This is a genomic window from Oceanobacter sp. 5_MG-2023 (assembly GCF_030548165.1).
Lineage (GTDB): Bacteria > Pseudomonadota > Gammaproteobacteria > Pseudomonadales > Oceanobacteraceae > Oceanobacter.
The window spans coordinates 14,444-39,526 of sequence record NZ_JAUORS010000006.1; the positions used below are offsets into that span (position 1 = coordinate 14,444).

At 54.8% G+C, this 25,083-nt stretch carries 21 protein-coding genes; 8 read left to right on the forward strand and 13 right to left on the reverse strand.

Annotated elements, in window-relative coordinates:
- Nucleotides 1–34 precede the first annotated feature (34 nt).
- The 4 genes from Q4551_RS05515 to Q4551_RS05530 all read right to left on the reverse strand — a co-directional run bounded on the left by Q4551_RS05515 (nt 35) and on the right by Q4551_RS05530 (nt 6,327).
- The gene (locus Q4551_RS05515) at nt 35–3,136 is read right to left on the reverse strand and encodes an efflux RND transporter permease subunit (protein ID WP_303432315.1); all 3,102 of its coding nucleotides are present in this window, start codon (nt 3,134–3,136) and stop codon (nt 35–37) included.
- Nucleotide 3,137: 1 nt separating this feature from the next.
- The gene (locus Q4551_RS05520; RefSeq protein ID WP_303432316.1) at nt 3,138–4,211 is read right to left on the reverse strand and encodes an efflux RND transporter periplasmic adaptor subunit; all 1,074 of its coding nucleotides are present in this window, start codon (nt 4,209–4,211) and stop codon (nt 3,138–3,140) included.
- A gap of 225 nt (nt 4,212–4,436) precedes the next feature.
- Nucleotides 4,437–5,186: a Sir2 family NAD+-dependent deacetylase gene (cobB, locus tag Q4551_RS05525; protein WP_303432318.1), complete on the reverse strand. Its 750-nt coding sequence runs from the start codon at nt 5,184–5,186 to the stop codon at nt 4,437–4,439.
- Nucleotides 5,167–6,327, reverse strand: coding sequence for a patatin-like phospholipase family protein (locus Q4551_RS05530; RefSeq protein ID WP_303432321.1), 1,161 nt, complete (start codon nt 6,325–6,327; stop codon nt 5,167–5,169). The genes cobB and Q4551_RS05530 overlap by 20 nt, the downstream gene beginning before the upstream one ends.
- Nucleotides 6,328–6,652: 325 nt before the next feature.
- Here Q4551_RS05530 and Q4551_RS05535 point away from each other — a divergent pair, with 325 nt between their 5' ends.
- Nucleotides 6,653–7,297 (forward strand): riboflavin synthase subunit alpha, encoded by a 645-nt coding sequence (locus Q4551_RS05535; RefSeq protein WP_303432323.1) that lies wholly within the window; start codon nt 6,653–6,655, stop codon nt 7,295–7,297.
- Here the strand turns inward: Q4551_RS05535 and Q4551_RS05540 are convergent.
- Nucleotides 7,272–7,514, reverse strand: a complete 243-nt coding sequence (locus Q4551_RS05540; protein WP_303432325.1) for a glutaredoxin domain-containing protein — start codon at nt 7,512–7,514, stop codon at nt 7,272–7,274. The two genes, Q4551_RS05535 and Q4551_RS05540, sit on opposite strands and share 26 nt — an antisense overlap.
- 70 nt (nt 7,515–7,584) lie before the next feature.
- Between Q4551_RS05540 and Q4551_RS05545 the strand changes: the two genes are divergently transcribed.
- Nucleotides 7,585–8,349: a sulfite exporter TauE/SafE family protein gene (locus tag Q4551_RS05545; RefSeq protein ID WP_303432326.1), complete on the forward strand. Its 765-nt coding sequence runs from the start codon at nt 7,585–7,587 to the stop codon at nt 8,347–8,349.
- 22 nt (nt 8,350–8,371) lie between these two features.
- Here the strand turns inward: Q4551_RS05545 and Q4551_RS05550 are convergent, their stop codons facing one another.
- The 4 genes from Q4551_RS05550 to purE form a co-directional block, all read right to left on the reverse strand.
- Nucleotides 8,372–8,692 (reverse strand): heavy metal-binding domain-containing protein, encoded by a 321-nt coding sequence (locus Q4551_RS05550; protein ID WP_303432327.1) that lies wholly within the window; start codon nt 8,690–8,692, stop codon nt 8,372–8,374.
- Between the two features lie 111 nt (nt 8,693–8,803).
- Entirely contained in the window at nt 8,804–9,358 is a 555-nt protein-coding gene (locus tag Q4551_RS05555; protein WP_303432329.1) for a DUF2058 domain-containing protein, read from the reverse strand.
- Nucleotides 9,359–9,371: 13 nt separating this feature from the next.
- The gene (locus Q4551_RS05560) at nt 9,372–10,442 is read right to left on the reverse strand and encodes a 5-(carboxyamino)imidazole ribonucleotide synthase (protein WP_303432331.1); all 1,071 of its coding nucleotides are present in this window, start codon (nt 10,440–10,442) and stop codon (nt 9,372–9,374) included.
- Between the two features lie 116 nt (nt 10,443–10,558).
- The gene (purE, locus tag Q4551_RS05565) at nt 10,559–11,053 is read right to left on the reverse strand and encodes a 5-(carboxyamino)imidazole ribonucleotide mutase (RefSeq protein WP_303432333.1); all 495 of its coding nucleotides are present in this window, start codon (nt 11,051–11,053) and stop codon (nt 10,559–10,561) included.
- Between the two features lie 349 nt (nt 11,054–11,402).
- Here purE and yaaA point away from each other — a divergent pair, with 349 nt between their 5' ends.
- From yaaA to Q4551_RS05585, 4 genes are all read left to right on the forward strand, one after another.
- Complete coding sequence (gene yaaA / locus Q4551_RS05570; protein WP_303432334.1) at nt 11,403–12,191, forward strand: peroxide stress protein YaaA; 789 nt, start codon at nt 11,403–11,405, stop codon at nt 12,189–12,191.
- 1 nt (nt 12,192) lies between these two features.
- Complete coding sequence (locus Q4551_RS05575; RefSeq protein WP_303432336.1) at nt 12,193–12,780, forward strand: YajG family lipoprotein; 588 nt, start codon at nt 12,193–12,195, stop codon at nt 12,778–12,780.
- Between the two features lie 412 nt (nt 12,781–13,192).
- On the forward strand, nt 13,193–14,296 hold the full coding sequence (locus Q4551_RS05580; RefSeq protein ID WP_303432338.1) for a porin: 1,104 nt from the start codon (nt 13,193–13,195) through the stop codon (nt 14,294–14,296).
- Between the two features lie 228 nt (nt 14,297–14,524).
- The gene (locus Q4551_RS05585) at nt 14,525–14,743 is read left to right on the forward strand and encodes a Nif11-like leader peptide family natural product precursor (RefSeq protein ID WP_303432340.1); all 219 of its coding nucleotides are present in this window, start codon (nt 14,525–14,527) and stop codon (nt 14,741–14,743) included.
- A gap of 200 nt (nt 14,744–14,943) precedes the next feature.
- Here the strand turns inward: Q4551_RS05585 and Q4551_RS05590 are convergent, their stop codons facing one another.
- The gene (locus Q4551_RS05590) at nt 14,944–16,239 is read right to left on the reverse strand and encodes an NAD(P)/FAD-dependent oxidoreductase (RefSeq protein ID WP_303432342.1); all 1,296 of its coding nucleotides are present in this window, start codon (nt 16,237–16,239) and stop codon (nt 14,944–14,946) included.
- Between the two features lie 843 nt (nt 16,240–17,082).
- Here Q4551_RS05590 and Q4551_RS05595 point away from each other — a divergent pair.
- Nucleotides 17,083–18,549: a NarK family nitrate/nitrite MFS transporter gene (locus Q4551_RS05595; protein WP_303432344.1), complete on the forward strand. Its 1,467-nt coding sequence runs from the start codon at nt 17,083–17,085 to the stop codon at nt 18,547–18,549.
- A 40-nt stretch (nt 18,550–18,589) separates the two neighbouring features.
- Nucleotides 18,590–20,338 carry a bifunctional protein-serine/threonine kinase/phosphatase gene (locus Q4551_RS05600; RefSeq protein WP_303432347.1) on the forward strand — a complete coding sequence of 583 codons (1,749 nt, stop codon included), beginning with the start codon at nt 18,590–18,592 and terminating at the stop codon, nt 20,336–20,338.
- 55 nt (nt 20,339–20,393) lie between these two features.
- Here Q4551_RS05600 and Q4551_RS05605 read toward each other — a convergent pair whose 3' ends face one another.
- The 3 genes from Q4551_RS05605 to Q4551_RS05615 are packed head-to-tail and all read right to left on the reverse strand — an operon-like array spanning nt 20,394 to nt 25,053.
- Nucleotides 20,394–21,752 carry a di-heme oxidoredictase family protein gene (locus Q4551_RS05605; RefSeq protein WP_303432349.1) on the reverse strand — a complete coding sequence of 453 codons (1,359 nt, stop codon included), beginning with the start codon at nt 21,750–21,752 and terminating at the stop codon, nt 20,394–20,396.
- Nucleotides 21,749–23,053 carry an ABC transporter substrate-binding protein gene (locus Q4551_RS05610; RefSeq protein WP_303432351.1) on the reverse strand — a complete coding sequence of 435 codons (1,305 nt, stop codon included), beginning with the start codon at nt 23,051–23,053 and terminating at the stop codon, nt 21,749–21,751. The genes Q4551_RS05605 and Q4551_RS05610 overlap by 4 nt, the downstream gene beginning before the upstream one ends.
- 14 nt (nt 23,054–23,067) lie before the next feature.
- Nucleotides 23,068–25,053, reverse strand: coding sequence for a TonB-dependent siderophore receptor (locus Q4551_RS05615; RefSeq protein WP_303432352.1), 1,986 nt, complete (start codon nt 25,051–25,053; stop codon nt 23,068–23,070).
- Nucleotides 25,054–25,083 lie beyond the last annotated feature (30 nt).

Genomic DNA, 25,083 nt, shown 5'->3' on the forward strand with positions numbered 1-25,083 from the left:
TTGCCAATACGCTCGCTCTGCACTTTAGCCTGGATTAGTCCGGAATCTTGACCCGGTGAGCATAGCTGTACAATACCGGCACAACTCCCAGAGTCAGGATGGTGGCAAAACCAAGGCCAAAAGCAATCACCACGGCCATGCTGTTGAAAAAAGGATCGGTCAGTAGCGGTACCATACCCAGAATCGTGGTCAGGGCCGCCATGGTCACGGGCCGTAAGCGACTGACCGACGCATCAAAGATGGCGTCATAACCTTGTTTGCCGTTGCGGTTTTCCAATTGGATCTGATCAACCAGCACAATGCCGTTTTTGACGATCATGCCCGACAGACTGAGGAAGCCGATCAATGACAGAAAGCCAAACTCAGCGCCGAGCAACAACATACCGGCGGTAACGCCAATAATGGCCAGTGGTACACAGGCCCAGATCACCAGAGCTGCCCGCAACTCATTAAACAGCAGTACTGTGATAATAAACATCACCAGATAGCCCATCGGCAGTGAAGCGAATACGTTGGCCCGGGCATCGTTGGACGATTCATATTCACCCCCCCATTCCAATTGGTAGCCCGGTGGCAACGGAATAGCCTCGAGTTCTGGCCGCACTTGTAAAAACAGCTCGTTAGCGGTCAGCGCAGAGGTAAACGAGGGGTCGGCCAGTACTTCGATGGTTCGTTTGCGGTCGCGACGCAAAATCAGCGGATCTTCAAAAATAACATCAAAGCGGTCAACCACTTGCTGAACCGGGATATAGCGGCTGAATACCGGGCTCCATATTTGCAAATCCATCAAATTGTTGATGTTCAGGCGTTCCTGCTCCGGTGGTCGCAAGACAATGGGTTTGAGTTGGGTGCTTTCCCGGTAGATACCCACCTGCTTGCCGGAGAAGCTTAGCTGCAGCAGGTCATCCAGATTCTGTCTGGAAATACCGGCTCGTCGAGCTGCATCCTCTTGCAGATGAGGGCGAATCACCTTGACCCGCTCACGCCAGGTATGGCGAATATTGTCGGTAGCCGGGTGATCCCGCAGTCGTTGTTCCGCCTGTTCAGCCAAGCGTCTCAGCTCGGTTTGATCCGGGCCAGAAAAGCGGGCTTCGATTTTGGCCGGTGTACCAGGGCTGAACTCCAGTCGCTTGAACTTGATAAAAGCGTCCGGCATGGCGGTGTCGGTAAACGTCTCGGCAGCCGTGATCAGAGCCGGGATCTGGTCCCGGTGTTCGGTACGTACCAGTACCTGGGCGAAGGCGGCGTATTCTTTCTCGACATCATACGTCAGCATAAACCGGACCTCACCACGGCCCACGGTGGACGAGGTAAATTCAACCCCTGGTTGTTGCAACAACCATTGTTCCAGCTGACGTGCCTGTTGTTGGGTTGCAAGAATATCACTGCCTTCCGGCAGCCAGATATCAACCAGAAAAATCGGCGTATTGGATGGCGGGAAAAACGCCTGTTTGACCTGTCCGAAACCGAGTACCGCCACTACCATCATCATCACCATCAGGATGGTGGACAGGGCGCGATACTTCAGCATGGTTTTCAGGATCGCACGATACCCGGTGTACAAGGCACCCTGATAAGGCGTGGTGTTATCGGCGTCACGGTTGTCCGCAGTGCGGTGGGGAGCAGCACTGGACTCACGAAATAACAGGTTGCACAGAAACGGCGTCAGCGTCAGTGCGGTGACCCAGCTGAGTAGTAGCGAGATCATCAGCACATAAAACAGCGAGCCGATAAACTCGCCAATGGAATCCGGCGACAGGCCGATCGGGGCAAACGCGGTGATCGCAATCAATGTGGCTCCAAGCAATGGCCACTGGGTTTGTTTGACAATATCGAAGGCAGCCCGAATCCGGCTCTGACCCCGTTGTAAGCCGACCATAATGCCTTCGGTAATCACCAGAGCATTATCCACCAGCATGCCCAGTGCAATAATCAGAGCGCCCAATGACACCCGGTGCAGGTCGATGCCAAGGCTTTTCATGATAATAAAGGTACCGAGGATGGTCAGCAGCAGAATGGCTCCGATGATCAGGCCGGCCCTGACGCCCATGAACAGCAGTAGCACCGCGATCACGATCGCGATGGACAAGACCAGGTTAAGGACAAAGTTCTGCGACGAGGCATCCACCTCGGCGGGTTGATCGTAAATCGTATTCAGTGACATACCGAGTGGGCGGTTGGCATCCAGCTCTGCCAGTTTGGCCCGCACGCGTTCGCCGACTTCGATTACATTGACGTTGTCGGTAAACGCAATACCCAGACGTAAAGATGGCGCACCCCGGTAATTCTCCAGGTGTGTTGGGTTCTCCGTGACACCGGTACTGATATGGGCAATGTCTTTCAGATAAATCAGCTTGTCGGACCCCGGTGTACTGATCAACAGCTCGCCCAGTTCTTCCACGCTCTGGAATTCGCCAGTCGGATGGATACGAATATACTCACTGCCGACCCGGATATGCCCGGCATTGCTGACGCTGTTCTGGGTTTGTAGCAGCTGGTACAAGCGTGACAGGGGGATGCCAAGGTTGGTCATTTGTTCGTGGGAGATATCAATAAAGACCTGCTGCTGCTGATCACCGGCAATATCGATATTCGAGACGCCATCCAGTGTGATCAGCTCGCGCTTGAGATATTCGGCATAGTCGAACAGTTCACTGTAGCCAAACCCCTCACCGGTCAACGCCAGCAATACGCCGAAAACGTCACCAAAGTTATCCAGCACGATCGGAGCGACGGACCCCGGCGGCAAGGCACTGGCCTTGTCGTTGACCTTGCGGCGTAATTCATCCCAGATCTGTGGCAGGGTGTCCCCCGGATATTCCGATTTGACCTCCAGGTGAATTTGCGACAGACCGGCTCTGGAAATGGAATCCACATGCTTGATGTAGGGGAGTGACTGGATAGTGTCTTCGAGACGGGCGGTCACTTCTTCTTCGACTTGCAGCGGGCTGGCACCGGGGTAATAGGTATAAACCATCGCTTCTTTGATAACGAAGGTCGGGTCTTCCAGTCGGCCAAGGCCAAGGTAGCTGATCAGGCCTCCCACCAGCAAAATCAGTATCATCATCCAGCTGGTGGTGGTGTGCTGGATAAAATAGGTAGCGGCATTCAGAGGCGCAGTATTTGGCTGTGACATATCAGAGGCCTCGTTCCTGCACCCATGGCCGAATGGTCATACCGGCCTGGGCCTGATGAACACCTGCAGCGAGAATACGGTCACCCGCTTGCAGACCGGCGACAATTTCCAGTCCGGCTTGGGTCAAACGGCCGGTTTCTACCGCTTGGGCAACCAGGGTATTGTGCTCATCCAGCTTCCAGACAGTGCCTTGCTTGCTGCCGTCTGCCTGATTGGATTGCTGGAATATGGCAGTGGAAGGAATCAACACATTGCCGGTATCTACCGCAAGAATCTGGTTGAGGTCGGCGTAGACACTGGCCGACATCCCCGGCAGCGGGTTCAGGTCGGCGGGCTTGGGCAGGGTGACCAGCAAGCGGTAACTGCCGGTGGCCGGGTCGGCCTGGGTATTATGTTCCTTGTAAGTGGCTTTGAAGCGCTTTCCTGGCAATGCATCAAACACCACGTCTGGCTGGTAGCTACTGCCAGAGCGACTGATCTGAATCATCAATTGTTCTGGTACCTGGATGCTGACCACCAGCTGACCGCGGGCCTGCAGTTTCAGTAACGGCGTACCAGCGGCCACGGATTGATGATTATCGACATAAACTTCAGCAACCACGCCACTAAAAGGCGCTTTCAGCGTCGTATAGTTCATATTGCTGCGAGCACTGCCCAGCGCGGCCTTGCTGATGGCCAGATCGGCTCTTGCCTGGTCGTATTGCGCTTTGGATACCTGGTTTTTCTGGAACAGGTTTTCGATCCGCTGGAATTGTGAGCTGGCAAGCTCAAAGCGAGCCTGACGCTCGTCCAGCTGGAGCTGGTAATCCGTCGGATCGAGTCGTGCCAGTATGTCCCCCATCTTGACCTGCTTGCCGGCCAAGGCAGGAAGAGTCTGTAATTCACCGGGTACCCGAAAGGCGAGGGATACTTCTTCGGAGGCTTCAACCTTGCCAGGAAAACGGCGTAACAGCGCATCTTGACTGCTGACAACTTCATATATCTTGCCCGGTCGAGCGGTAGGTTCCGCTGGCGTGTGACGGCTGTTGTCCGCTTCGGAGCAGGCGGCTAACAGGCTGAACAACGAGAGGCACAAAAGGATGCCTGCGAATCGGCGAGCCCCTGATGACGAGAGTGAGCGATTGGCTGGAGTTGTCATTGCATACCTTTCAATAAAAATGGAAACGACCTGTTATGAATCTAGCGCTCCCAGGGCATGTGGTCGCTCTGGGAACGGTATTTAACAATCTGTAAATCATACCGCGCTGTGACACAAAACCGAAGCAGATCAGCGCCGGGTGTTGGCCCGGATGATATGGCGCTATTGCGCATCAAGCAGGGATTGTAGATAACCGGGTAATACATCACCTGCCTTGCCATATCGGTGTTCTGCAAAATCATCCTTGATGCGGCTGGGTTCCAGGTTGATCTCGACGGTATGGGCACCGGCCTGACTGGCAATTTCAACAAAACCGGCAGCGGGATATACATGGCCTGATGTACCGATGCTGAGAAACAAATCGCATTTCTCCAGTGCCTGGACAATATCATCCATAAACAGGGGCATTTCACCAAACCAGACGATATGAGGCCGCAAGGTGGGCGTATTACAGCAAGGACAGCGGCTGTCAGGCGTGATGTCGGTGTGCTGCTGGTAGACGTTGTGGGTGCGGCTGCAGCGGGCGCTTTTCAGCTCGCCGTGCATATGCAACAGATGCTGGCTGCCTGCCCGTTCGTGCAGGTCATCAACATTTTGTGTCACCAGTAAAAACTCACCCGGAAACTGTTGTTCAAAGCTCGCCAGAGCACGATGTGCCGGATTGGGGTGTACGTCGTTCAGCTGGGCCCGGCGGGCGTTATAAAAGTTTTGTACCAGTGTGGCATCGCGCTCAAAGGCTTCTGGTGTGGCGACATCTTCAATGCGGTGGTTTTCCCACAGGCCGTCGCTGTCTCGAAAGGTACGCACGCCAGATTCCGCAGAAATGCCAGCTCCGGTCAAAACAACAATACGCCGGGGCAAGTGTGGGTGAGTCCGGTGCGTGGTGGTGTGTTCAGACGAGTGGGCTGTCATCGAAGTGGTCCCTGAAAAAATCACGAATATCGGTGCGTTTGGTCATGGCGTCATCAAATCCTAACTGAATCAGACGGCGGCAGTAACCCTCGGAAAACAGCAAATAGCTGAGAATCCCGGAGCCATTTGGCCGAGTGTTTCCCCGGCTGTGGAGTACCATGCGAAGGGCTCTGGGCATTTCGTCGGCGTGCTCCGCCGCCAGAATATCCAGTGAGATACTGGGGCTGATTTCGAGCAGTTGCACCGGCCGCAGCTCCATATCGTCGTACAGGCGCACTGCCCTGGGAATATGCTGGAGCGTCTGGTTAATACGGCGCAGTCGTTCGATATCGCTTTCCATGCTATCGAGGAAGGCGGCATTCAGCATATGTCCCATTATTTTGGCCGGGGAGGGATAGGTATCATCCGGGATATCCGGTTTGTTGCGGTGGGCAATGGCACTGACACCAATCACCATTACTTTTTCTGCACCCAGGTGCAGAGCCGGGCTGATGGGCGCCAGTTGGCGGACGGCGCCGTCGGCATAATACTGGTCGCCCAGAAACACCGCCGGAAAGATCATCGGGATGGCCGAGGAGGCCAGTAGATGATCGCAGCTCAGTCGGGTGCGCACCCCCACACGGCGTTGGCGTTGCCAGTCCTGGATCTCTGGATGACCTTCAAAAAAGCTGGTGGACTCACCGCTGTCGATGCCTGAACAGTTGATGGCGACGGCATACAAGTATTGATCCTTGATGGCTTGCTGGATGTCGGCGAAGTTGACGACTTCGCTCAGCAGCTGGCGCAAGGGGGTGTTGTCGAGTAACGATACCGGATCGTTTTTATAACCCCGGCCAATGATCAGGCTGCGGCCCATGCGTGCCAGTGAGTGAGACATGCCCCGGAAATCGGTGCGATAAATCTGGTCGCAGGAAAAATGCCGCCAGATACGTTCCAGGTGACGGATACCACGACGGTAATCTTCCGCATAGCTGGCCAGGGCAATGCCATTAATCGCACCAGCCGAGGTGCCGGAAATAATATCAAACGGATTGTAGTGACCCCGTGGCAGGATTTCGTGTATGGCTTTGAGAACCCCCACTTGATACGCCGCACGAGCTCCCCCGCCGGACAATATCAACCCTGTCCTTTGTCCTTTCATAATGACATTTTCCTCTGTGCAGGCATCAGGGGAGATCTATTTAATCCGGCAGCCTTCGAAGGGAGCGGGTTGCCGCCGTCCAGTGCGGTGCAGGATTAAATAGATCTCCCCATCACGCTAGGTAGCGAGTGGCAGACCCTGTCACAAGCGCATGACAAGGATATTATTATATCACCCTGTTGCTATCTGACAGCTGTAAGAGGTTGGCATTTTAATCAGATATGGTCACTGGAATGACCTGTCTCAAGCAGGAGCCGCAGGCCGCTGTCACTGCCTTGGCGCGGTATAGTGCATAATGCTGGCAAGAATAGATGAGGAGAAAACTGTGTTTACTGGAATCGTTCAAACCCGGCTGGCGGTGAGCCAGATTGAAAGCAAACAAGACTTTGCTACCCTGACGCTGATGTTTCCTGAGGCGCTGCAGCAAGGGTTGCAAACCGGTGCATCAGTGGCTTTGAATGGCACCTGCCTGACGGTGCGGTCGATCGAAGGAGCGGCTGTCAGCTTTGATGCGATTGGACAGACGTTAGCTGTGACGAACCTGGGGGCCCTCTCGGTGGGTGACGAGGTGAATATTGAGCGTGCTGCCCGTATTGGTGATGAGATTGGCGGCCATCTGCTGTCCGGCCATGTCATGGCCCAGGTGCGTATTCTGCAACGTATCGAATCGGCCAATAACCTGGTGCTCTGGTTTGAACGCCCGGCAACGCTGCTACCTTACCTGCTCGACAAGGGATATGTGGCACTTAATGGTTGCAGCCTGACGATTGCAGAGGTCGAGGCGGATCGTTTCTCGGTGCACCTGATCCCTGAAACCCGGGAGGTCACCACCTTTGGCAAGGCAGCTGTTGGGGATGCGGTGAACCTGGAAGTGGACCCGCACACCCAGGCGGTGGTGGATACCGTCACCCGGATGCTGGCAGACCCTGTGGTGCTGGAGCAGCTTAAAGCGACTTCAGATAACGAATAATATCGGCAGATTCAAACATCCACTCTTCCTTGCCCTGGTCATCGGTAATCAGCAGACAAGGCACGGTAGTGCGGCCAGTGGCTTGTTGCTGCTGTTTCCGGAAGGCTGGATTTTTCTGCACATTGCGTTTCTCAACATCGACCTTCAAGCCTGGCAGCGTGCGGAGCACCATTTGGCAAAACGGGCACATATCGTAGTAGTAAAGCGCGTAGGTCATAACATTCCTCTGGTCTGTTCAAGGCAGCGGCCGATGGGCTGCTGCATTACTCTCTGACAGTGTATAACCCATGAATTATATTGAATACGTTATTTTGCTGGTACTGGCGATTGTCGCCAATTGGTTTTCGGCGCTGGCTGGCGGTGGTGCTGGCCTGATTCAGCTGCCGATGCTGATTTTTCTCGGCCTGCCGTTTCCGTTGGCGCTGGCAACACACAAGGTGGCGACGGTGGCTTTGGGAGTGGGCGCAACAGGGCGGCATCTCAGGGAAGGCCATTTGCAGCCCTGGCTGCTGGCGTTGATTGTACTGGCCGGAGTGCCAGGGGTGGTGGGCGGTGCGCTGTTTATTCTCGGGATTGCCGATCGCCCGGCGGAAATTGCCCTGGGGGTACTGATGCTGGCGCTGTCGATCTATTCGATGTTCAAGCCACAACTGGGCCTGGCAGCGGCATCCCGGCATCGCAATATGCCCGGTATGGTGCTGGGAGCAGCAGGGTTATTGGTGATTGGCATTATGAACGGTGCCCTGTCGGCAGGCAGTGGCCTGTTTGTGACGCTGTGGCTGGTGTATTGGTTCGGGCTGGAATACAAGCTGGCGGTGGCTCATACACTGGTTGCTGTCGGGCTGGGGTGGAACGGTGCCGGAGCGCTGACCATGGGATCGGTGGCAGAGGTACAGTGGAGCTGGATTCCCACGCTGTTACTGGGATCCGTGATTGGCGGTTATCTCGGGGCAAACTCGTCGATCAAGGCCGGTAATCGCACCATCAAGCGTTTGTATGAGCTGGTAACGCTGGTGGTGGCGATCAAGTTGTTGCTGGGAGATTGGCTTTGACCTAGATTGACCCAGGCTCCGGCTACTCCACGATGACTGCGGTGCCACTGGCGGACACCATCATCATGCCACTGGTTTTACCCATGACTTCGTAATCGATATCGATGCCGACAACGGCATTGGCTCCCAGTTCGGCCGCGCGTTGTTGCAGTTCTTGCAGTGCGATAGCGCGGGCTTTTTGCAATTCTTTCTCGTAGGTCGCAGAGCGGCCACCCACAATGTCGCGAACACTGGCAAACAGGTCCTTGAACAGATTGGCTCCGAGCACGGTTTCACCGGCGACAATGCCGCGATAGGCGGTGATGCGTTTACCTTCGATATTCGGTGTAGTGGTGACGTACATCGGCAGATTCCTGGACAGTGTTTCAAAAACCGGCAGTGTTGGTCACCGGCAGTTTGCAAACCGGTGGCCAGGGTGACCACCGGCTATTGCTATCGGGCGTGTATCGGGCAGTTACCACATCAGATCGTCAGGAATCTGGTAGGCGGCGTATGGATCGTCTTCATCCATGTCATCGCCCTGGGATTCGGCAATCAGCATGTAGTGGTCAGGAGCTCGCTGGCGGATTTTCTCAGCCACCTGCAGGGGAATCACCCGATACGTTGGCCCCTGGCGGGTTTTTTCAAACAGGATAATGGCCAGCTGGCCACGACTGAGACGATCCCAGACCGCCTGGTTGACGTACATCTGTTTGACTTTTTTATCATGCAAAAAGTTGTATTTGATGTCGCCATCACACTCGACCGTATTGGTCTGGATCAATTGGCGAATCTGGGCGGCAATGGCTTTTTGCTGCGCCTCCGCTTCTTTCTGGCGATTCAATTCGCGGTCGTGGGCGGCTTTGGCCTTGCGTGCGGCTTCGGCAGCAGCCTGGGTATCTTCCGGGGCATCCTCGCTGCCGGTACGTTTCAAGTGCGCTGATTTTTTCAGTTCCTTGGCGTTTTTCTTGGCTTTTTTCTGGTTAACCAGACCCATTTCCAGCATTTGTTCTTGCAGTGACTTGGCCATGACAAACTCCCTGTTATTGCTGCCATACACCGGCGGGGAGCAACCCGGCCAGTTGGGTGATGGTGGTGTCGCGCTCATGGGTACTGTTGGCAACGACGGTGACGTGTCCGAGTTTACGAGCCGGGCGGGCTTCTTTGCCATAGGAGTGAACAAAAACATGTGCCATTCCGCTGGCGGCGGCGGTCGGGGTCTCGTCACTGATCACGTTAAGCATGGCAACGGCAGGGTAACGGGATTGGGTGCTTCCCAGTGGTTTGCCTGCCAATGCCAGCATGTGGTTACGGAACTGGCTGGTGTCGGCCCCTTCAATTGACCAGTGACCGGAGTTATGGACCCGGGGAGCCACTTCGTTGGCGACCAGACCGGTGTCGGTTTCAAACAGCTCCAGCGTCAGGGTACCAACATAGTCCAGACTATCGGCCAGCTGACGAATATAGTGGCGAGCCTGCTCCGCCTTGGCTTCACTGAGGCCAGCCGCGGGGTAGAGCGAATAGCGCAAGATACCTTCGTGATGGACGTTTTCCGTCATTGGCCAGATCACCATATTGCCATCCCGGTCGCGGCTGGCGATCACCGAGGTTTCTCGGGAGAAAGGCACAAAGGCTTCGGCGATCAGTTCGCGGTTGCCAATGGCCGCCCAGGCCGGTTCGGCATCCGCGGCGCTGCGGAGCACATACTGGCCTTTGCCGTCGTAACCTTCGGTGGTGGTTTTTAATACGATGGGCAAGCCGAGTGTGACGATGGCGGCTTGCAGGTCATCGAGGGAGTTCACTGCGGCAAATTCGGCCGTGGCGATCCCGGCAGCCCGCAAGGCGTTCTTTTCCAGCAAACGATTCTGAAAGATGGTTAATGCTTCCAGGCTGGGGAACAGCTTGTCGGCGCAGCTGGCGAGCTGGCTGACGATGGCGGCGGGGATGTTCTCGGTCTCGTAAGAGAGAATATCAACGGAGGCAATAAATGCCTGTAGTGACTCGTCGGAGTGGGCGCGCAAGTCGTAGAGACTGACCTGGATATCGGTCAGGTCGGTGATGCTGGCGGCCAGCATCTGGCCTAACTGGCCGTTGCCAAGAATGCCGATGTTCATAAGTTTTACTACCTTGATCTGGCGAATATAGCCTGCTTTCAAATAGCAAAAACGGCCATTGAGCGGCCGCTTTTACACAATCTACAACCGGAGCACCCGAGAGTGTACCGGTTCGGTCAGAATGCGTCTCGTGGGTCTGGCTCGGCGAGAATCGTATCTGTTTGTTTGGCCCGGAAGTCATCTACCCGCTTGAGCAGGTCGGCATCGCTGGTGGCCAGAATCTGGGCGGCCAGCAGGCCGGCATTCTTAGCGCCGGCATCACCAATGGCCAAGGTGCCAACGGCCACTCCGCCGGGCATTTGCACAATCGACAGCAGGGAATCGAGGCCATTCAGCGCCCGCGATTTCACTGGTACGCCGAGGACGGGCAGCGAGGTTTGGGAAGCTGCCATACCAGGCAGATGCGCGGCCCCGCCGGCACCGGCAATCAGCACCTTGAGGCCCCGTGGCTGGGCGGTTTTGGCGTAGTCGAACAGCAAATCCGGGGTCCGGTGCGCAGAGACGACTTTTACTTCGTAGGCAACGCCCAGAGAATCGAGCATCTCGGCGGCGTGTTGCATGGTGGGCCAATCGCTCTTGGAGCCCATGATAATGCCAACCTGTACTGTCATTGGGTAAACCCTCTTGCTTTCTTGCCGTGTGGAGCCGCTGCGAGTGTGCATTGGTTCCGGTTAACGTCTGCCAGGCGCTGCCGGTATCAGCATCGTTATCACAACCATCAGCATGGCCCGATAAAACAACCGGGACAAACGGATTGGGAGGGGTGGATAACGGCTTGGACAACAGTGTCTGGCGTGGCCGATGTTCAGGAAAGCGGCGGATTGTAGCATAAGGTGGAAAAGTGAACAGTCGGGGCTAATATGAATCAATAGTTGCCACCTTATTGAGCAATACTTGGGTTGCAACGACAGCGCCGGTATTATCGAATATTCTGCTTACCTGGATGGATATCCCTGCACCATGCTGACGTTATTATCACCTGCCAAAACGCTCGATTATGAAACACCGGCCACTACTTCCCGCAGCAGCCAGCCGGGTTTTCTGGAAGATTCGGCCGAGTTGATCGATGTCTTGCGGATGTATTCTGCCGATGAGATCAGCGGTTTGATGGGGTTGAGCAGCAAGCTGGCAGAGCTGAATGTAGAACGCTATTCCAACTGGACGTTACCGCTGACCAGCGCCAATGCCAAACAGGCCCTGCTGGCGTTTAAGGGTGACGTCTACACCGGGCTGGCCGCCGAGACGCTGTCGCCGGATGATCTCGATTTTGCCCAGCAGCATTTACGTATGCTGAGTGGTTTGTACGGCTTGCTGAAACCACTCGATCTGATGGCCCCTTATCGGCTTGAAATGGGCACCCGGCTGAACAATGGCCGCGGCAAGAACCTCTACGAATTCTGGGGTAACCGAATCACCGCTGCCCTTAATCAAGAGCTGGCCGAACATAACAGCCAGACCGTGGTGAACCTGGCATCCAATGAATATTTCAAGTCGGTGCAGAGCAAGCAACTCAATGCCGAGTTGATTACCCCGGTGTTTAAGGATGAAAAAAATGGCCAGTTTAAAATCATCAGTTTTTACGCCAAAAAAGCGCGCGGATTAATGGCGCGCTACCTGATTGACCAGCGCATCGACAAGGCCGAGGAACTGAAAGCGTTTGATCTGGCCGGATACCGTTATAGTACGCAAGACTCTCAGGGCAATACCTGGATTTTTAACCGTCGCGAAGCCGACCTGCCGGAGAAATAACATGTTTGGATTGACAAGAGTCGTAGGTGTTGCTGCATTGCTGGCAGGATTGACAGGCTGTGTTCTGTCGCCCCAAGTGATCGAACTGAACGAGCAAGCCGATGTTGGCACAGGCCAACTCAGTAGCGAACGTAATGCGCTGGTGCGGGTACTGGATGATCGGGGTGTGGATGATGACCTGATTGGATACCGTGGTGGTCGCCTGCCGGAAAACTCGCCTCTGGTTGCCGAGGTGCCACTGTATACCACCCTGACCAAACGACTGAAAAACACCCTGGCCGAGTTGGGTTTTGGTGGCAACAGTACGGTGGAGCCGCTGAAATTACAATTGGATATCAACACCTTTGAATATTCCTGTAATGAAGGCGTGGTGGTATCGAAATGCGCCTTTGAACTGAAATTGACCGTCAGCGTGCTGGATGGCCCTAGTCATTTCAGCAAGCCGTATCAGTTGAGCGAGAGCCGTTCTGTGGTGGCCTCACCGGTTGCCAGTTATAACGAAGAATGGGTCAACGAAGCCCTCGATAAAATCTGGGCACATATCTTCTCCGATCAGGAACTGCTGGCTGCTCTGGGGGTGACCCGATAACGCCGCCAGCCGATTTTCTGACCCTTCCAGACTCCTTCCATCGTATGGACGCAGAGACACACAGGCCAGCCCGCAACGGACTGGCCAGTCACGGGTGAAATAACCCAGGGTGTTTTTCGCTCCACCCCTTGCTTACTCAGACCGTCATGATTGATTGCCAGTATGGACAGGTGATTGGTCAATGACCTGCCAACCGGAATTTTTATGACAATTTGGTTTCAGTAATATTTCATATTAATGTCATTTGGATGACAATGCCGCCCTGAGAAATACACCGTCATGGCTAAAGGGCCGGACCGTATGGCCGTGAACTGTCATACCAGTACGGAATATTCTGGACAGGCTGAGGCCCGGTTTCTCTGCATAACCCAATCCATTACGGCTATTTGAGTCAATCTGGAACCTTCTTTTTATGAAATTGTTTTCCAAGGTCACAACGATAGCGGCCTGTTTTTTTGTTATGTCCAACCATGTGCATTCCATTGATCTGTCTGACAGCACCCTAGAGGTGTACGGCAAGATTCATATGGCACTGAATTATATGGACTCCGGTGTTGAGGCCGATGAGGTCGACAACGACAGCGGCCTGTCGGATGGTGATGTCAGCCTGTCTTCCAATTCATCGCGCCTTGGTTTCAAGGGCGAGATAGCCACGGGTGTGGATAATCTGGTGGCGTTTTACCAGCTGGAACAAACAATCAACCTGGATGGTTACGACGGCGACACCTTCGCCACTCGCAACTCTTACCTGGGGTTAAAAGAGCAGCAAGAAGGATACACTCGCTGGGAAATCAAAGCCGGTTATCACGATACGCTGGCCAAGTCGGTCTCCGCGATGGCAATGCTGGGAGATACTGCAGCTGACCGTCGTGCCATCATGGGCGCTGGTGCAACATCAGGCAACAAGGCCGACAAGCGGGTTGCCAATATGTTACTGGCGACTTATTACCTGGAACAGAGCGGTCATCAGCTGGCTATATCGGCACAGTATTCCACCGAAGCAACCTCCAGCAAAGGCACCGTAGACGATAATGATGCGGGTTTTGCAGCACTTGGCGCCACCTGGAAGCAGGGCAATTTTGTTACCGCGGTCGCGCATGATTACTGGAAAAATGGCACCAGCGCCAATCTGCATGTTACCCGTGTGGCCTCCCGTTATCAGGATGGTCACTGGACAGCTCTGCTACTGGCTGAAAATCTCAGGCAATCCGATGATCTGAATCGCAAGGCCTGGGGTGGTCAACTGGCATTACAAGACGGTGATTTCAAATGGATCGGCAGTGTGTTGGTCGCCGAAAGCGCCAAAGGATACAGTGCGAGCGGTGCAATAATGACGTCGTTGGCTGTTGAACGCTCCTGGTCCAAGGTACTGAAAACCTATGCGCTTTATACCCGGACAGCGAACGATGCCAATGCCAGCTACCAAGGTGTTGACGGCGGCATGAACGATGAGCTGAAAACAACGGCAGGTAATACGCCTCAGGCCGTTTCTGCCGGTGTGGTACTGAAGTTCTGAGCTTGTGGGCCATGTGGGGCTTTTGTCGTAACGCTGTCGTAAAAGCCACAAACGATGGTGGCTAAGGTACGGGTCGTCACAGGCAAGGCTCTGTCCTTGATTTTATTTTTATTGTTAAGTTTTTGATTTTTAAAGATATTTATATTGTTTGTCAGGCTGGTACGCGAGCTGGTTCGATATTTGCGATTAGGGATTGTCAGTCAATCAAATTAAATAGGAAGAAAATCAATGTCTGTTGCTGTGATCAAGGCCTTTGCGGAAAAAGCGCGTGAAGATGCAGAGCTGGGTGCGCAGTTAAAAGCGTGCCTGAAAATGAAAGAGCTGTTTGCACTGGCTCGTGATAACGGGTTTGAGCTGGTAGAAGATTCCCTTTATCCACCCAATGAGCCACAGTTCACCGAAGACCAGCTGTCGGAACGGTTGGTAAAAGCGTTGCTCAGAGTCTAGATTCAGAACATCGAATAGCAAACCTCAGAAAGCCCTGTATTTCTTGTGAATAGCATTGAAATACAGGGCTTTTTGTTTTCTCTCCGCCCATCCATTGTCCATTGCCCTGAGTCTGAAATTGACGGCGTAGGGATGCCTTCTGTGGCTGTCGGCAACGGCGGTCGGCAACGGCGAGTAATGGCTATGAGCGAAGCCAGCCCCTACGCATCAACCCTGTGTTGCAAACCGGCGGCGTTGTTATCGCAATATCCTTTGCCCAATATCAGGTTGGCGCGGATGGCACGGATATCAACCTGCTGGCTAAGCAGGTCAAAATACCAGTTGGAATCCAGTACATCGCCGACGCACAACACGCCGACAATACGCTGCTGCTGAATCACCAGTTTTTTATACACACCGGATGTCAGGTCTTGTAGCTGGATAACCTGATCGTGCCCTGTGGCTTCAAATTGCCCCATGCTGTGAATATCAACCCCTGAGACCTTGAGTTTGGTCAGATGCTGCTGTTCGGCGTAACGGGGTAAGGGAGATGCCAGAGGGGGGATGGCAGCCAGTCCTGCCGCGACGATTTTGGCCTGTTCCCAGATGGGGGCGACCAGGCCGTAGGTTTGTCCTTCAAATTCACAACATTCGCCCAGTGCATAAATATGGCTGTCCGAGGTTTGCATATGCGAGTTGACGCAGATACCACGGCGGGTGGTTATCCCGGCGGCGGCGGCAAGTTCCCGGTTGGGTAAAATACCGGTGGCAAATACGACCAGGTCGGTGTCGAGTCGGATGGTTGTGGTGTCGGTGTCTGGCTGGTTGCGCAGCCGGTAGTGCACGGCTGTGGCGCGGTTGGCGTTCAGGCTCAGGGATTGTGGTGAGACGCCGGTGCGTACATCGATGCCCCGTTGGGTCAGCTCCTCTTGCAAGATCGTGGCGGCGGTGGCATCCAGCTGGCGGTTCATCAGCACCGGGTTGCGGTGCATCAGTGTTACCTCTACGCCCTGGGCCTTGAGCCCGACTGCGGCTTCAACACCGAGCAAACCGGCCCCAATGACGGTGGCGTGTTTGAGGGTCGGCAGTGCTGCCAGCATGGCATCGACATCCGTCATGGTACGAAAGCCGAGTACGTTGTCGGGCTGGTCGCCGTCGGTTCCTGGCATGCTGGGAATGGCGGAGCGGGAGCCGGTGGCAATCAGCAGCGCCTGATAATCCAGGGTGTTGTGAGTGCTGGTGGTAACGCGCTGTAACTTGGTGTCGATGTGCTCAACCGCGGTATTCAGGTGCACATGAATACGGCGCTGCTGATACCAGCTGGCATCGTGGGGAGTAATCGCTGCCAGGGTGGTTTCGTTGGCCAGCAAGGGTGACAGCATGATGCGATTGTAATGGCATAGATGTTCATCACTGAGTACGTGGATGGTATCGAACGGGTGGTCGGTGCCCAGTTCTTCCAGAACCCGGTTGGCGGCCATGCCGTTACCAATAATAACGAGACTGTTGCTGTTCATATCATTTTTTTCGCATAAAAAAAGGCGCTCACCAGTCAACCTGGGAGCGCCTTTGCTATAGGGAATATGTGTGTCGATGTTGTGTGCCGTGATCTTCTTTGATCGGTCAGGAGGTTACCTGCGGCGTCGACGTGGTGGAATCAAAGCAGATTTTATGCCAGAGCGGGTGGATATCGGTCTCGGTATGGAGCCTGCCGATCTGCTCAACATGGGGGTATCTGTTGTGAGGTGGTCTTTCTGGGCAGCAAAATAATCAGCTATGACAGTAAGAAAGGTATCAGTAGCCTGATGTGGCAAAGAATGATTTCGCACTCAAATAGAACCTTACTGTGGTTTTTTGCCTGAAATCGGTGCGATAAAAAGGTGTTGGCAAGTATAAACAGCCGCGATTGGGGCACTGATGCAACAAAAAAGACCGCTGCCAAGGTCAACGCTCAGGCAGAGGTCATGCCGATTGACGGTGGAGACGATGGAACCGGGGGCTGATTTTTGTCGGGTCCGATGCATCGGCAATGATCATTGGCATTCTTCCTGCTTCGTTATTGGTTATTCGTCAGATTCGCAGCGTTGTGATCTGACACTTACGCAACGGCGCATTCAAAAAAACTGATCAGAGATCGATAGCCACCGGCTGTCGTTATCGCTGGGAAAGTAACTGCTGTTGCGTGGTCTGTATGAGGTCTCGATAACTTATACACGGTACCTGTTCTGCTACCGCTCCGGTGCAATAACTCCCTCTGTTTGTTTCTCCTGTATTTTTGAATTCGTTGTATTGCCGTGCCGGTTATCTTTGCCGTCGTGGGGCGTGAGCTACTGTATGTATTATGGATCAGAGAGCATGTTATGAGCGCCGAACGTTTTAATCTGTTGTCGTTTACCGGCAAGATGAAAGTCCTCCACCTCAGTTGGATGGCATTTTTTATCACCTTTCTGGTGTGGTTTAACCACGCCCCGATGTTGCAGGCCATGGCTGCCAGCCTGGGATTGCAGCCTTCTGAAATCAAAACCTTGTTGATCCTGAACGTCGCGCTGACCATACCGGCGCGGGTCATTATCGGCATGCTGACCGACCGCTTTGGCCCTCGTATTGTGTATTCCGCCTTGTTGGCGGTGTGTTCGATCCCCTGTTTTATGTTTGCCCTGGCCGAGGACTTTACACAAGCCGCCATTGCCCGTTTTTTAATGGGCTTTATCGGTGCCGGTTTTGTGATTGGGATTCGTATTGTCAGTGAATGGTTTCCGGCGAATGAGCTGGGCACTGCCGAAGGTGTTTATGGTGGCTGGGGCAACTTTGGTTCTGCCGCCGCGGCCTTTTGTTTGCCGGTGATTGCGCTGTGGTTTGGCGGAGATGATGGCTGGCGGTATGCGATTGGTCTGACAGGGCTGATCAGTCTGTTGTTCAGCGTGGTGTATTACCAGAACATTACCGATACCCCCAAGGGCGCGACCTATTTCAAACCCAAACACATGGGAGCAATGGAAGTGACCAGCCAGGGAGATTTCTTCTTGTTGCTGATCATGAAAGTGCCGATGTATGCCGCCATGGCGCTGCTGGCCTGGAAGTTATCGCCTGCCGGAGTGAGCATGTTGTCCGAGACCACGGCGCTGATGTGTTATATCGGTTTGGTGCTGCTGTACGCCTATGAGGTATCACACGTCTGGAAAGTGAACAAAACCGTCTTTAGCGAAGCAGTGCCTGAGATGCATCGGTATGAGTTCAGGCAGGTGGCGGTATTGAATATTCTCTACTTCGCCACGTTTGGTTCCGAGCTGGCGGTGGTGTCCATGTTGCCGCTGTTTTTTGCCGAAACCTTTGATCTGTCGCCGGTGATCGCCGGTATGGTGGCGTCTGCCTATGCCTTTATGAATCTGATGTCGCGCCCGGGAGGCGGCTGGTTATCTGACAAGTTTGGCCGTAAACCGACCTTGTTGATTCTGACCGCGGGTCTGGCGGTGGGCTATCTGGTGATGGGAATGGTGGATAGCGAATGGCCGGTCTGGTTGGCGGTAGTGGCAGCCATGGTGTGTTCTTTCTTTGTGCAATCGGGGGAAGGGGCTGTGTTTGCGGTGGTGCCGCTGATCAAGCGTCGTTTGACCGGCCAGATTGCCGGTATGACAGGGGCGTATGGTAACGTTGGAGCGGTTACCTATCTGACGATCTTGTCGCTGGTGGAATACTCGACTTTCTTTATGGTGATTTCAGGCACGGCGGTGGTGGGTTTTATTGCTCTGTTGGCAATGAAAGAACCCAAGGGCCATATGGCTGAAGTAAACGACGATGGCACTGTCGAAATGATCAGTGTGAACTGATGTTGATCAAAACGATCCTGGACCTGAGCCATTATGAGTAATGAGTAGCAACACATTAGACATCCAGTTTGGTGGTGTCACTACCGCTGGTACCAAGGTGCTCAACCAGGATGCGTTTGCGCTTTATCAGCCGACCTTGTCAGCCGTCAAGTACAAGGGCATCGGAGTCTGTATTGCTGATGGCGTCAGTTGCAGTGATAACGCGCAGCAGGCCAGCGCCACCAGCGTGACGCATTTTTTGCAGGATTATTACAGCACACCCGACAGCTGGGATGTCAAAACCGCTGCCGCCCGAGTGTTGTCGGCGCTGAATGCCTGGCTATTCCATCATGGCCAGCAGGCCAGTGCCCGGCACAATGGTTTGGTCACGACCTTTAGCGGCATGGTGCTTAAATCCCGCACGGCCCACCTGTTCCATGTTGGCGACAGCCGGATTTACCACTGGCGAGAGGGGGTGCTGGAACCGCTCACTCGTGATCATGTACACAATAGCCAGGGTGGCTCAGCCTTGTCCCGGGCGTTAGGGATGGACTCCCGTCTGGAAGTGGACTATCTGACCTGTGATCTGCAGGTTGGCGATCAATTATTGCTCACCACGGATGGTGTTCACGGGTTTGTCAGTCATGAGCAGCTGCAACAAGCCATGGCGAGCGTTGGAGCGGATACGCGCCAGCATCAGATTGAGCATATTTGTCGAGACGTGCTGGATGCGGCTTTGCAGGCCGGATCGGATGACAACCTGACCTGTGTGATGGTACGGATTCAGTCCTTGCCCGCTGCCGGGCTGGATGAAACACAACGGGCTGTCAGCGCCCGGGTCATTCCACCGGTATTAGCTGTTGGCCAAACGCTGGATTATTACCGGGTGACGCAGGTGATACATGCCAATGCCCGCAGCCATCTTTATAAAGTAATCGATCGCCGTGATGGTCGTTTTTATGCCCTTAAAGCGCCATCGCTCAACTTTGAAGATGACCCTGTGTATCTCGATGGTTTTGCCCGGGAGCAGTGGATCGGCAGTCGCCTTGATCACCCCAACCTGATGAAAGTGTATCCGCAGCAGGCCAACAGCCGCTTTCTGTATCACATCTGTGAATGGATTGATGGCTGTAGTCTGCGGCAGTGGATGCTGGATCACCCGATGGCCGATTTACCCCAGGTACGGGCCTTGGCCGACCAGTTGATTAATGGCCTGAGGGTTATGCAACGAATGGGTATGGTGCACCGTGATCTTAAACCGGAAAACGTTATTCTGGCCGCTGACGGCAATATCAAGATTATTGATTACGGCACCGTTATGGTACGGGGGTTGGCAGAGTCCGGCGTCTTCGACGATGAAGATATGCCGCTGGGGTCGGTGAATTATATCGCCCCAGAATATGTGATTGATGGTATCGCCAACAGTCAGAGTGATCTGTTTTCATTGGCGGTGATGGTGTACGAAATGCTTTCTGGCCAACAACCCTTTGCCATGGAGCAGGCTGGGCGGCGTGGGGCCAAATCAACGCATGAATGGCAATATCGACCGATTCGGCAATACCGCCCGGACTTGCCGCTATGGCTGGAGCTGGTATTGCAAAAGGCGGCACACCCAGTGATACGACAACGGTATGATTCCTTTTCCGAGTTTCGTACCGACCTCTATCAGCCCAATAACAGCTTGTTGCAGCAACACACCCGAGAGCCTTTGATCAAGCGACATCCTTTGAGTTTCTGGCAGACGCTGAGTGCGCTACTGATGCTGATTGCGATGGCGGAAGCCTGGTGGATTCTGGGGCATGTTGCCTGACCCTGTCTTCCTGCTTGATGCCCCAGGCCAGACCCCAGACCAGCCCCCAGCTGCTTTACAGCGAGTGTAAAAAATCCAGCAAGGCCCGACGTTGTTCACGGCTCATCAGGGTAACGGCCGTTCGACTTTTACTGGCTTCTCCGCCATGCCATAAAATCGCTTCCAGCAGGTTACGGGCGCGGCCATCGTGAAGAAAACCGGGGTGGTCGGAGACCTTGTCCGCGAGCCCGATTCCCCATAATGGCGTCGTCCGCCATTCCTGACCGCTGGCGTTAAAATCCGGGCGATTATCCGCCAGCTCTGGCCCCATATCGTGCAAGAGCAAATCACTCCAGGGCTGAATGGTGCGATTGGCCAGAATCGCCGGGCTGGCATTGGCCGCGGTTTTGAATTGTGCTCGATGGCAGCTCTCACAACCGGCTTGATAAAACAGCTGTTCGCCAAGTTGTACGTTCGGTGCCTCGGGCTGACGTCGGGCAGGTAATGCCAGCGTTTGATGATAAAACACCAGCTGATCAAGTTGCTCGTCGCTCAATTCCGGGTCACCACCGGTGGCGGCGGTCTGGCAGTCGGTTTGTGCCGCGGTGCAATTCTGGTCTGGAAACAGAGAGGAGCTGATACCCAGATCACCGTGAAAGGCCGACGCAATCTGCTGGCGCAAATTGGGCACGTTGGCTTTGTAACCAAAACGGCCAGTCGTCATTTGTTGCAGGGCGACATCGTAAACCGGATTGGGGCGGCCGGAGATACCATCGGCATCACGGTCTTCCGGGTCGGCCCGCTGCAAAATAGCCGCGTTGGGGATGGCATCCAGCAACCCCTGACCAACCAGCGCCGGGCCAATGCGGGCGGAGGTCAGTAGCTCTGTGGCAGGTTGGCAGCGGCTGGCGGACAGATTGAGTTGTGGTCGCCGCAGTGTTACTGCGGTGTCATCTGCCAGTCGGACTACCTGTTCCTGATACGACACACTGGCTCTCCCTTCGCCTGCCACACCGGGCACGCCCTGTTCATTCAGTTGGTCACCGCAGAACGGATGAGGCCGTGGCCCGCCATGGATATCGTGGCCGGGCAAGCTCAGGCGTACCAACATGGAGCGCATGGCCTGGCCGGGCCTGTCGGGTGCCCGTCCATGGCCATTGCCGGGGTGACAGCTGGCACAGGAGATGGCGTTATACAGCGGCCCGAGGCCATCGACTTGTTGATCCGCCGAGGGTGAAATCACCCACATCTGGGCAAACAGACTGCGTCCTTGCAGAAACTGTTCAAGCTCTGTGGCTGTTAATCCGGGCATTGGCTGTGACAGCGCCCGTCGACCCAGTGCCGAGCTGGTGATTGGATCCGCAGCGGCAAGATTGGGCAGCAGTATTAACCACAGCAATAGCAACCGCAGCGTTATAACAACAGGTGGCATCATAAGGTTGCCTCTCCGGCAATCACCTGGCGAGCCAGGTCAGCGGCGGCGGCATACTGGCGGGCGAACTCGCCTTGCCACTGCTGTTCCAGTGTCTGGCAACGGGCGTCGGCGGCCGGGTTGTGCTCTCGTTGTTGAAAATCGTGCAGTATCTCGGAGGTAGCGTCGGGTTCGGTCACTGGCAGGCGATGAAAGAGCGCGTAAGCCTGTTGCAGTATCGGGTTGTTTTCCGGTTCCGGGGCAGCCAGCTGGCTGGCCTGATGCAGCAGCCGGCTGGTCTCGATCAGCGCCGGGTGATTGTGAGTAATGGCGGCATCAAACAGGGCGTTGGTGAGGGGGCGTCGGCTCAGGCCCTTGGCCGGGTTATAACGACTGTCCAGTGCCAGACCGAAGGGGTTGGGTATATTGTCCGGTGCCTGTTGGTAGACCGAAGGGCGTATAGGGAGTTTGCGAATATCCGGGTGAAACAACAGCTGTTGTCCTGCTTTCGAGAGCACAAAGCGAATAAATAACCGGGCGGCGTCCGGCTGGCGGCTATCCGTCATCAGGGCGATATGGGCTGGATTAAAGGCGGTTTGTTGCGGGTAAACAAAGCGCCCGTCCGCGCCGCTGGCAATGGTGGCGTTGGCAAAGAAGTCCATGGTCAGGCCAATGGCTGCCTGACCAGTGCTGACCTTGTCGGTAACAAAACTGCCACGGCGATCGACCAGTTGGCTGTTCGCGGCAATGGCTTGCCAGTTGTTCCAGCCCTGTTGCCAACCGTCGGCCTGCAAAAGCTGATCGATCAGCATCGGCGCGTAACCGACCGCTGAAGGTACCGGCAGTGCGACCGTGCCCCGCAACCGAGGGTTTGTCAGGTCGTGCCAGCTGGTTGGTTCGGCAACGGCAAGTTGCTGCAGACGTTGGGGGTTGATAAACAAACCATAACCGGCAATTTCACTGGCAATAAAGGTATCGTCTATGTCCCGCAGCCGGGTCTGGTCGAGATGATCCGGCAAGCCAATACGATCCAGCTTTAACGGTGCCAGAGCACCGGCGGCTTTTAAGCGCAGGTAGTTGGTTTGGGATGGCGTCCAGTAGACATCCACGCCTCCCTGCTGCGGTTGCAACAGGTAGGGCAGGGCATCAAAGGGCATACGCCAGAGGACATTGAGTTGCAAGGTTGGGTGTTGTTCTTCAAACGCTTGCTGAAATGCTGATACCACCGGTTGCGGGTAGCTGGTCATCAGGGTAATGGTCTGGGCGCTGGTGGTCAGCGTATGCAGTAACAACAGCGCTGGCAGCAGCAGGTGACGATATAACATCGGTATCACTCCCTTCAGAATTGCCAGTTCAGGCTGGCATGCCACTGACGACCCGGTTCAGGAAAGCCGTCATCCAGGGCGTAGTTGCGATCACCGAGGTTGGTAACGCCAAGCTGGCCTTTGAGGGTCTGGGTGAAATCGTAGTCGGCAGTCAGGTCGATTCGGCTCCAGGCGGCCAGCTCGATAGTGCCATCGCTGTCGCTGTAACGTTCACTTTCGTACTGGCCCCGAATGGCCAGGCGGAGAGGATCTGTTGCCTGCCAGCTGATACGTCCCTGCAGTTTGTGGTCTGGTACATCGGTCAGGACCAGGTCGGAGCTGTCGTTGGTGCGCTTCAACAGGCTGTAATTGGCATCCAGTTGCAGGCTGTCGCCAATCCAGCTGACGGCGCTCAGTTCCAGCCCTTTGCTGGTGACCTTGCCGATGTTTTGCAGCTGGTAGGTGTCTTCATCGAGGTCAACAGACTGGATCAGATCACGAATTTTGCTATAGAAAACGGTGCCGTCCAGCCGTAGCCAGTCGCCCCAGAGTTGTGAGCCGCCAGCCTCCAGAATGGTGGATTTTTCTGCTTCCAGATCCGGGTTGGGCAACGCCGACCCCATGCGATAGGAGTAGCGGTCCTTGATGGTCGGGAAGCGGGTTTTGCGGGAGAGGGTCAGACGGACTTCACGCTGTTTGTCCAGCTGGGCAAACCAGCCGATTTGCGGATTCCAGGCACTGGCGTTGTTATTGTCGAAGTCGCTGATCAGACCGGTGTCGCTATCGTACTCTTCCGCTTGCAGGCTTCTTCTGCGGTCGTGACTGATACCGGCTACAAGGTATTGCTGCGGCGACAGCATCCAGGTGTCTTCCACAGCCAGCGAGACGATGTCGTCTTCATAATTCTGTTTCGGGTCGTCGTCATCGTGTTCTTCGTGGTGGTCGAGCTTGTAGTGCAAGGCGGCCTTGAGACTGTGATTGCCCAGTGGCTGACCATATTCCAGGCTGGCACCATAGCTGTAATCATCGTACCAGCTGCGGAAGGCATAGCCATAGGTCTGGCTGCTGTAGCTGTCGTCATCATAGCTGTAGAGTGAGTTTTCAAAAATATCGTAATACACCCGGCTTTTTATATAGCGGCCTTCACCCAGGCTGGTTTGGGTCACGACGTAGAGGCTCTCCTTGTTCCAGTATGGCCATTGCCAGTAACGGGCACTGGTGGAACTGTCGGTACCGGCATAGGGAGGAGTGCCTTTTTCCCCTTGCTGATTGATATAACCAATGGCGTATTCATCACTGCTATTCGGGGTGTAGCCCAGTTTCAGGCTGATTTTCTGGTCGTTGCGATAGGAGTTGTCACGCAAGCCGCCATCTTCTGTATCAACGGCTTCAAAATCATCGGATAAGGCCCAGGCATTCTGGTCGAGCCAGGAGGCACTGATCTGGCTGTACCAGAGCCCTTGATTACTGCCGATGTTCATCCAGACCCGTTGGCTGTCGCTGCCATCTTGCTCACCACTGGCATAACCAATACCGATATCGCCTTCCCATATTTGCTGTGGCCGGCGGCTGATCAGGTTAATGGCTCCACCCAGGGTATTGGGGCCATACAAGACTGAACTGAAACCTTTGCTGACATTGATTTCAGCCAGGTCGTAGGTGGTAAAGCGGCCAAGATCAACATAGCCGTCATAGGGTACATACACTGGAATGCCATCGATAAAAACCGGAACCTGGCGCAGGTCGTTACCACGGATATAAAGGGTTTGTTCATTACGGGAACCGAATGTACTGAGGGTAACGCCGGGGAGCAAATCCAGTGCTTCACCAACGGTTTCCCGGTTTTCTTCGCGGAGTGCCTGGGTGTCGATTGATTCACTGCTGGTGGCTGGTAATGTCTGTTCAGCGCTGACTTCGATACGCCCCAGTTCGAAACGATCGGTGTTGTCTGCTGATGCCGCCATGGCGGTCATAATACTCAGGACGCCGGCCGGTACTACTTTCCTGTAACGCTGCTCCATCGGGGTAATCCTCTGCGGTTGCTATTGCTA

Coding starts and splice junctions, on each gene's coding strand:
- Q4551_RS05595 (WP_303432344.1), top strand. CDS start 17,083: ATGAGCGCCGAACGTTTTAATCTGTTGTCGTTTACCGGCAAGATGAAA.
- Q4551_RS05590 (WP_303432342.1), bottom strand. CDS start 16,239: ATGAACAGCAACAGTCTCGTTATTATTGGTAACGGCATGGCCGCCAAC.
- Q4551_RS05615 (WP_303432352.1), bottom strand. CDS start 25,053: ATGGAGCAGCGTTACAGGAAAGTAGTACCGGCCGGCGTCCTGAGTATT.
- Q4551_RS05515 (WP_303432315.1), bottom strand. CDS start 3,136: ATGTCACAGCCAAATACTGCGCCTCTGAATGCCGCTACCTATTTTATC.
- Q4551_RS05575 (WP_303432336.1), top strand. CDS start 12,193: ATGTTTGGATTGACAAGAGTCGTAGGTGTTGCTGCATTGCTGGCAGGA.
- Q4551_RS05610 (WP_303432351.1), bottom strand. CDS start 23,053: ATGTTATATCGTCACCTGCTGCTGCCAGCGCTGTTGTTACTGCATACG.
- cobB (WP_303432318.1), bottom strand. CDS start 5,186: ATGACAGCCCACTCGTCTGAACACACCACCACGCACCGGACTCACCCA.
- Q4551_RS05600 (WP_303432347.1), top strand. CDS start 18,590: ATGAGTAGCAACACATTAGACATCCAGTTTGGTGGTGTCACTACCGCT.
- purE (WP_303432333.1), bottom strand. CDS start 11,053: ATGACAGTACAGGTTGGCATTATCATGGGCTCCAAGAGCGATTGGCCC.
- Q4551_RS05605 (WP_303432349.1), bottom strand. CDS start 21,752: ATGATGCCACCTGTTGTTATAACGCTGCGGTTGCTATTGCTGTGGTTA.
- Q4551_RS05580 (WP_303432338.1), top strand. CDS start 13,193: ATGAAATTGTTTTCCAAGGTCACAACGATAGCGGCCTGTTTTTTTGTT.
- Q4551_RS05585 (WP_303432340.1), top strand. CDS start 14,525: ATGTCTGTTGCTGTGATCAAGGCCTTTGCGGAAAAAGCGCGTGAAGAT.
- Q4551_RS05545 (WP_303432326.1), top strand. CDS start 7,585: ATGAATTATATTGAATACGTTATTTTGCTGGTACTGGCGATTGTCGCC.
- yaaA (WP_303432334.1), top strand. CDS start 11,403: ATGCTGACGTTATTATCACCTGCCAAAACGCTCGATTATGAAACACCG.
- Q4551_RS05550 (WP_303432327.1), bottom strand. CDS start 8,692: ATGTACGTCACCACTACACCGAATATCGAAGGTAAACGCATCACCGCC.
- Q4551_RS05530 (WP_303432321.1), bottom strand. CDS start 6,327: ATGAAAGGACAAAGGACAGGGTTGATATTGTCCGGCGGGGGAGCTCGT.
- Q4551_RS05560 (WP_303432331.1), bottom strand. CDS start 10,442: ATGAACATCGGCATTCTTGGCAACGGCCAGTTAGGCCAGATGCTGGCC.
- Q4551_RS05555 (WP_303432329.1), bottom strand. CDS start 9,358: ATGGCCAAGTCACTGCAAGAACAAATGCTGGAAATGGGTCTGGTTAAC.
- Q4551_RS05540 (WP_303432325.1), bottom strand. CDS start 7,514: ATGACCTACGCGCTTTACTACTACGATATGTGCCCGTTTTGCCAAATG.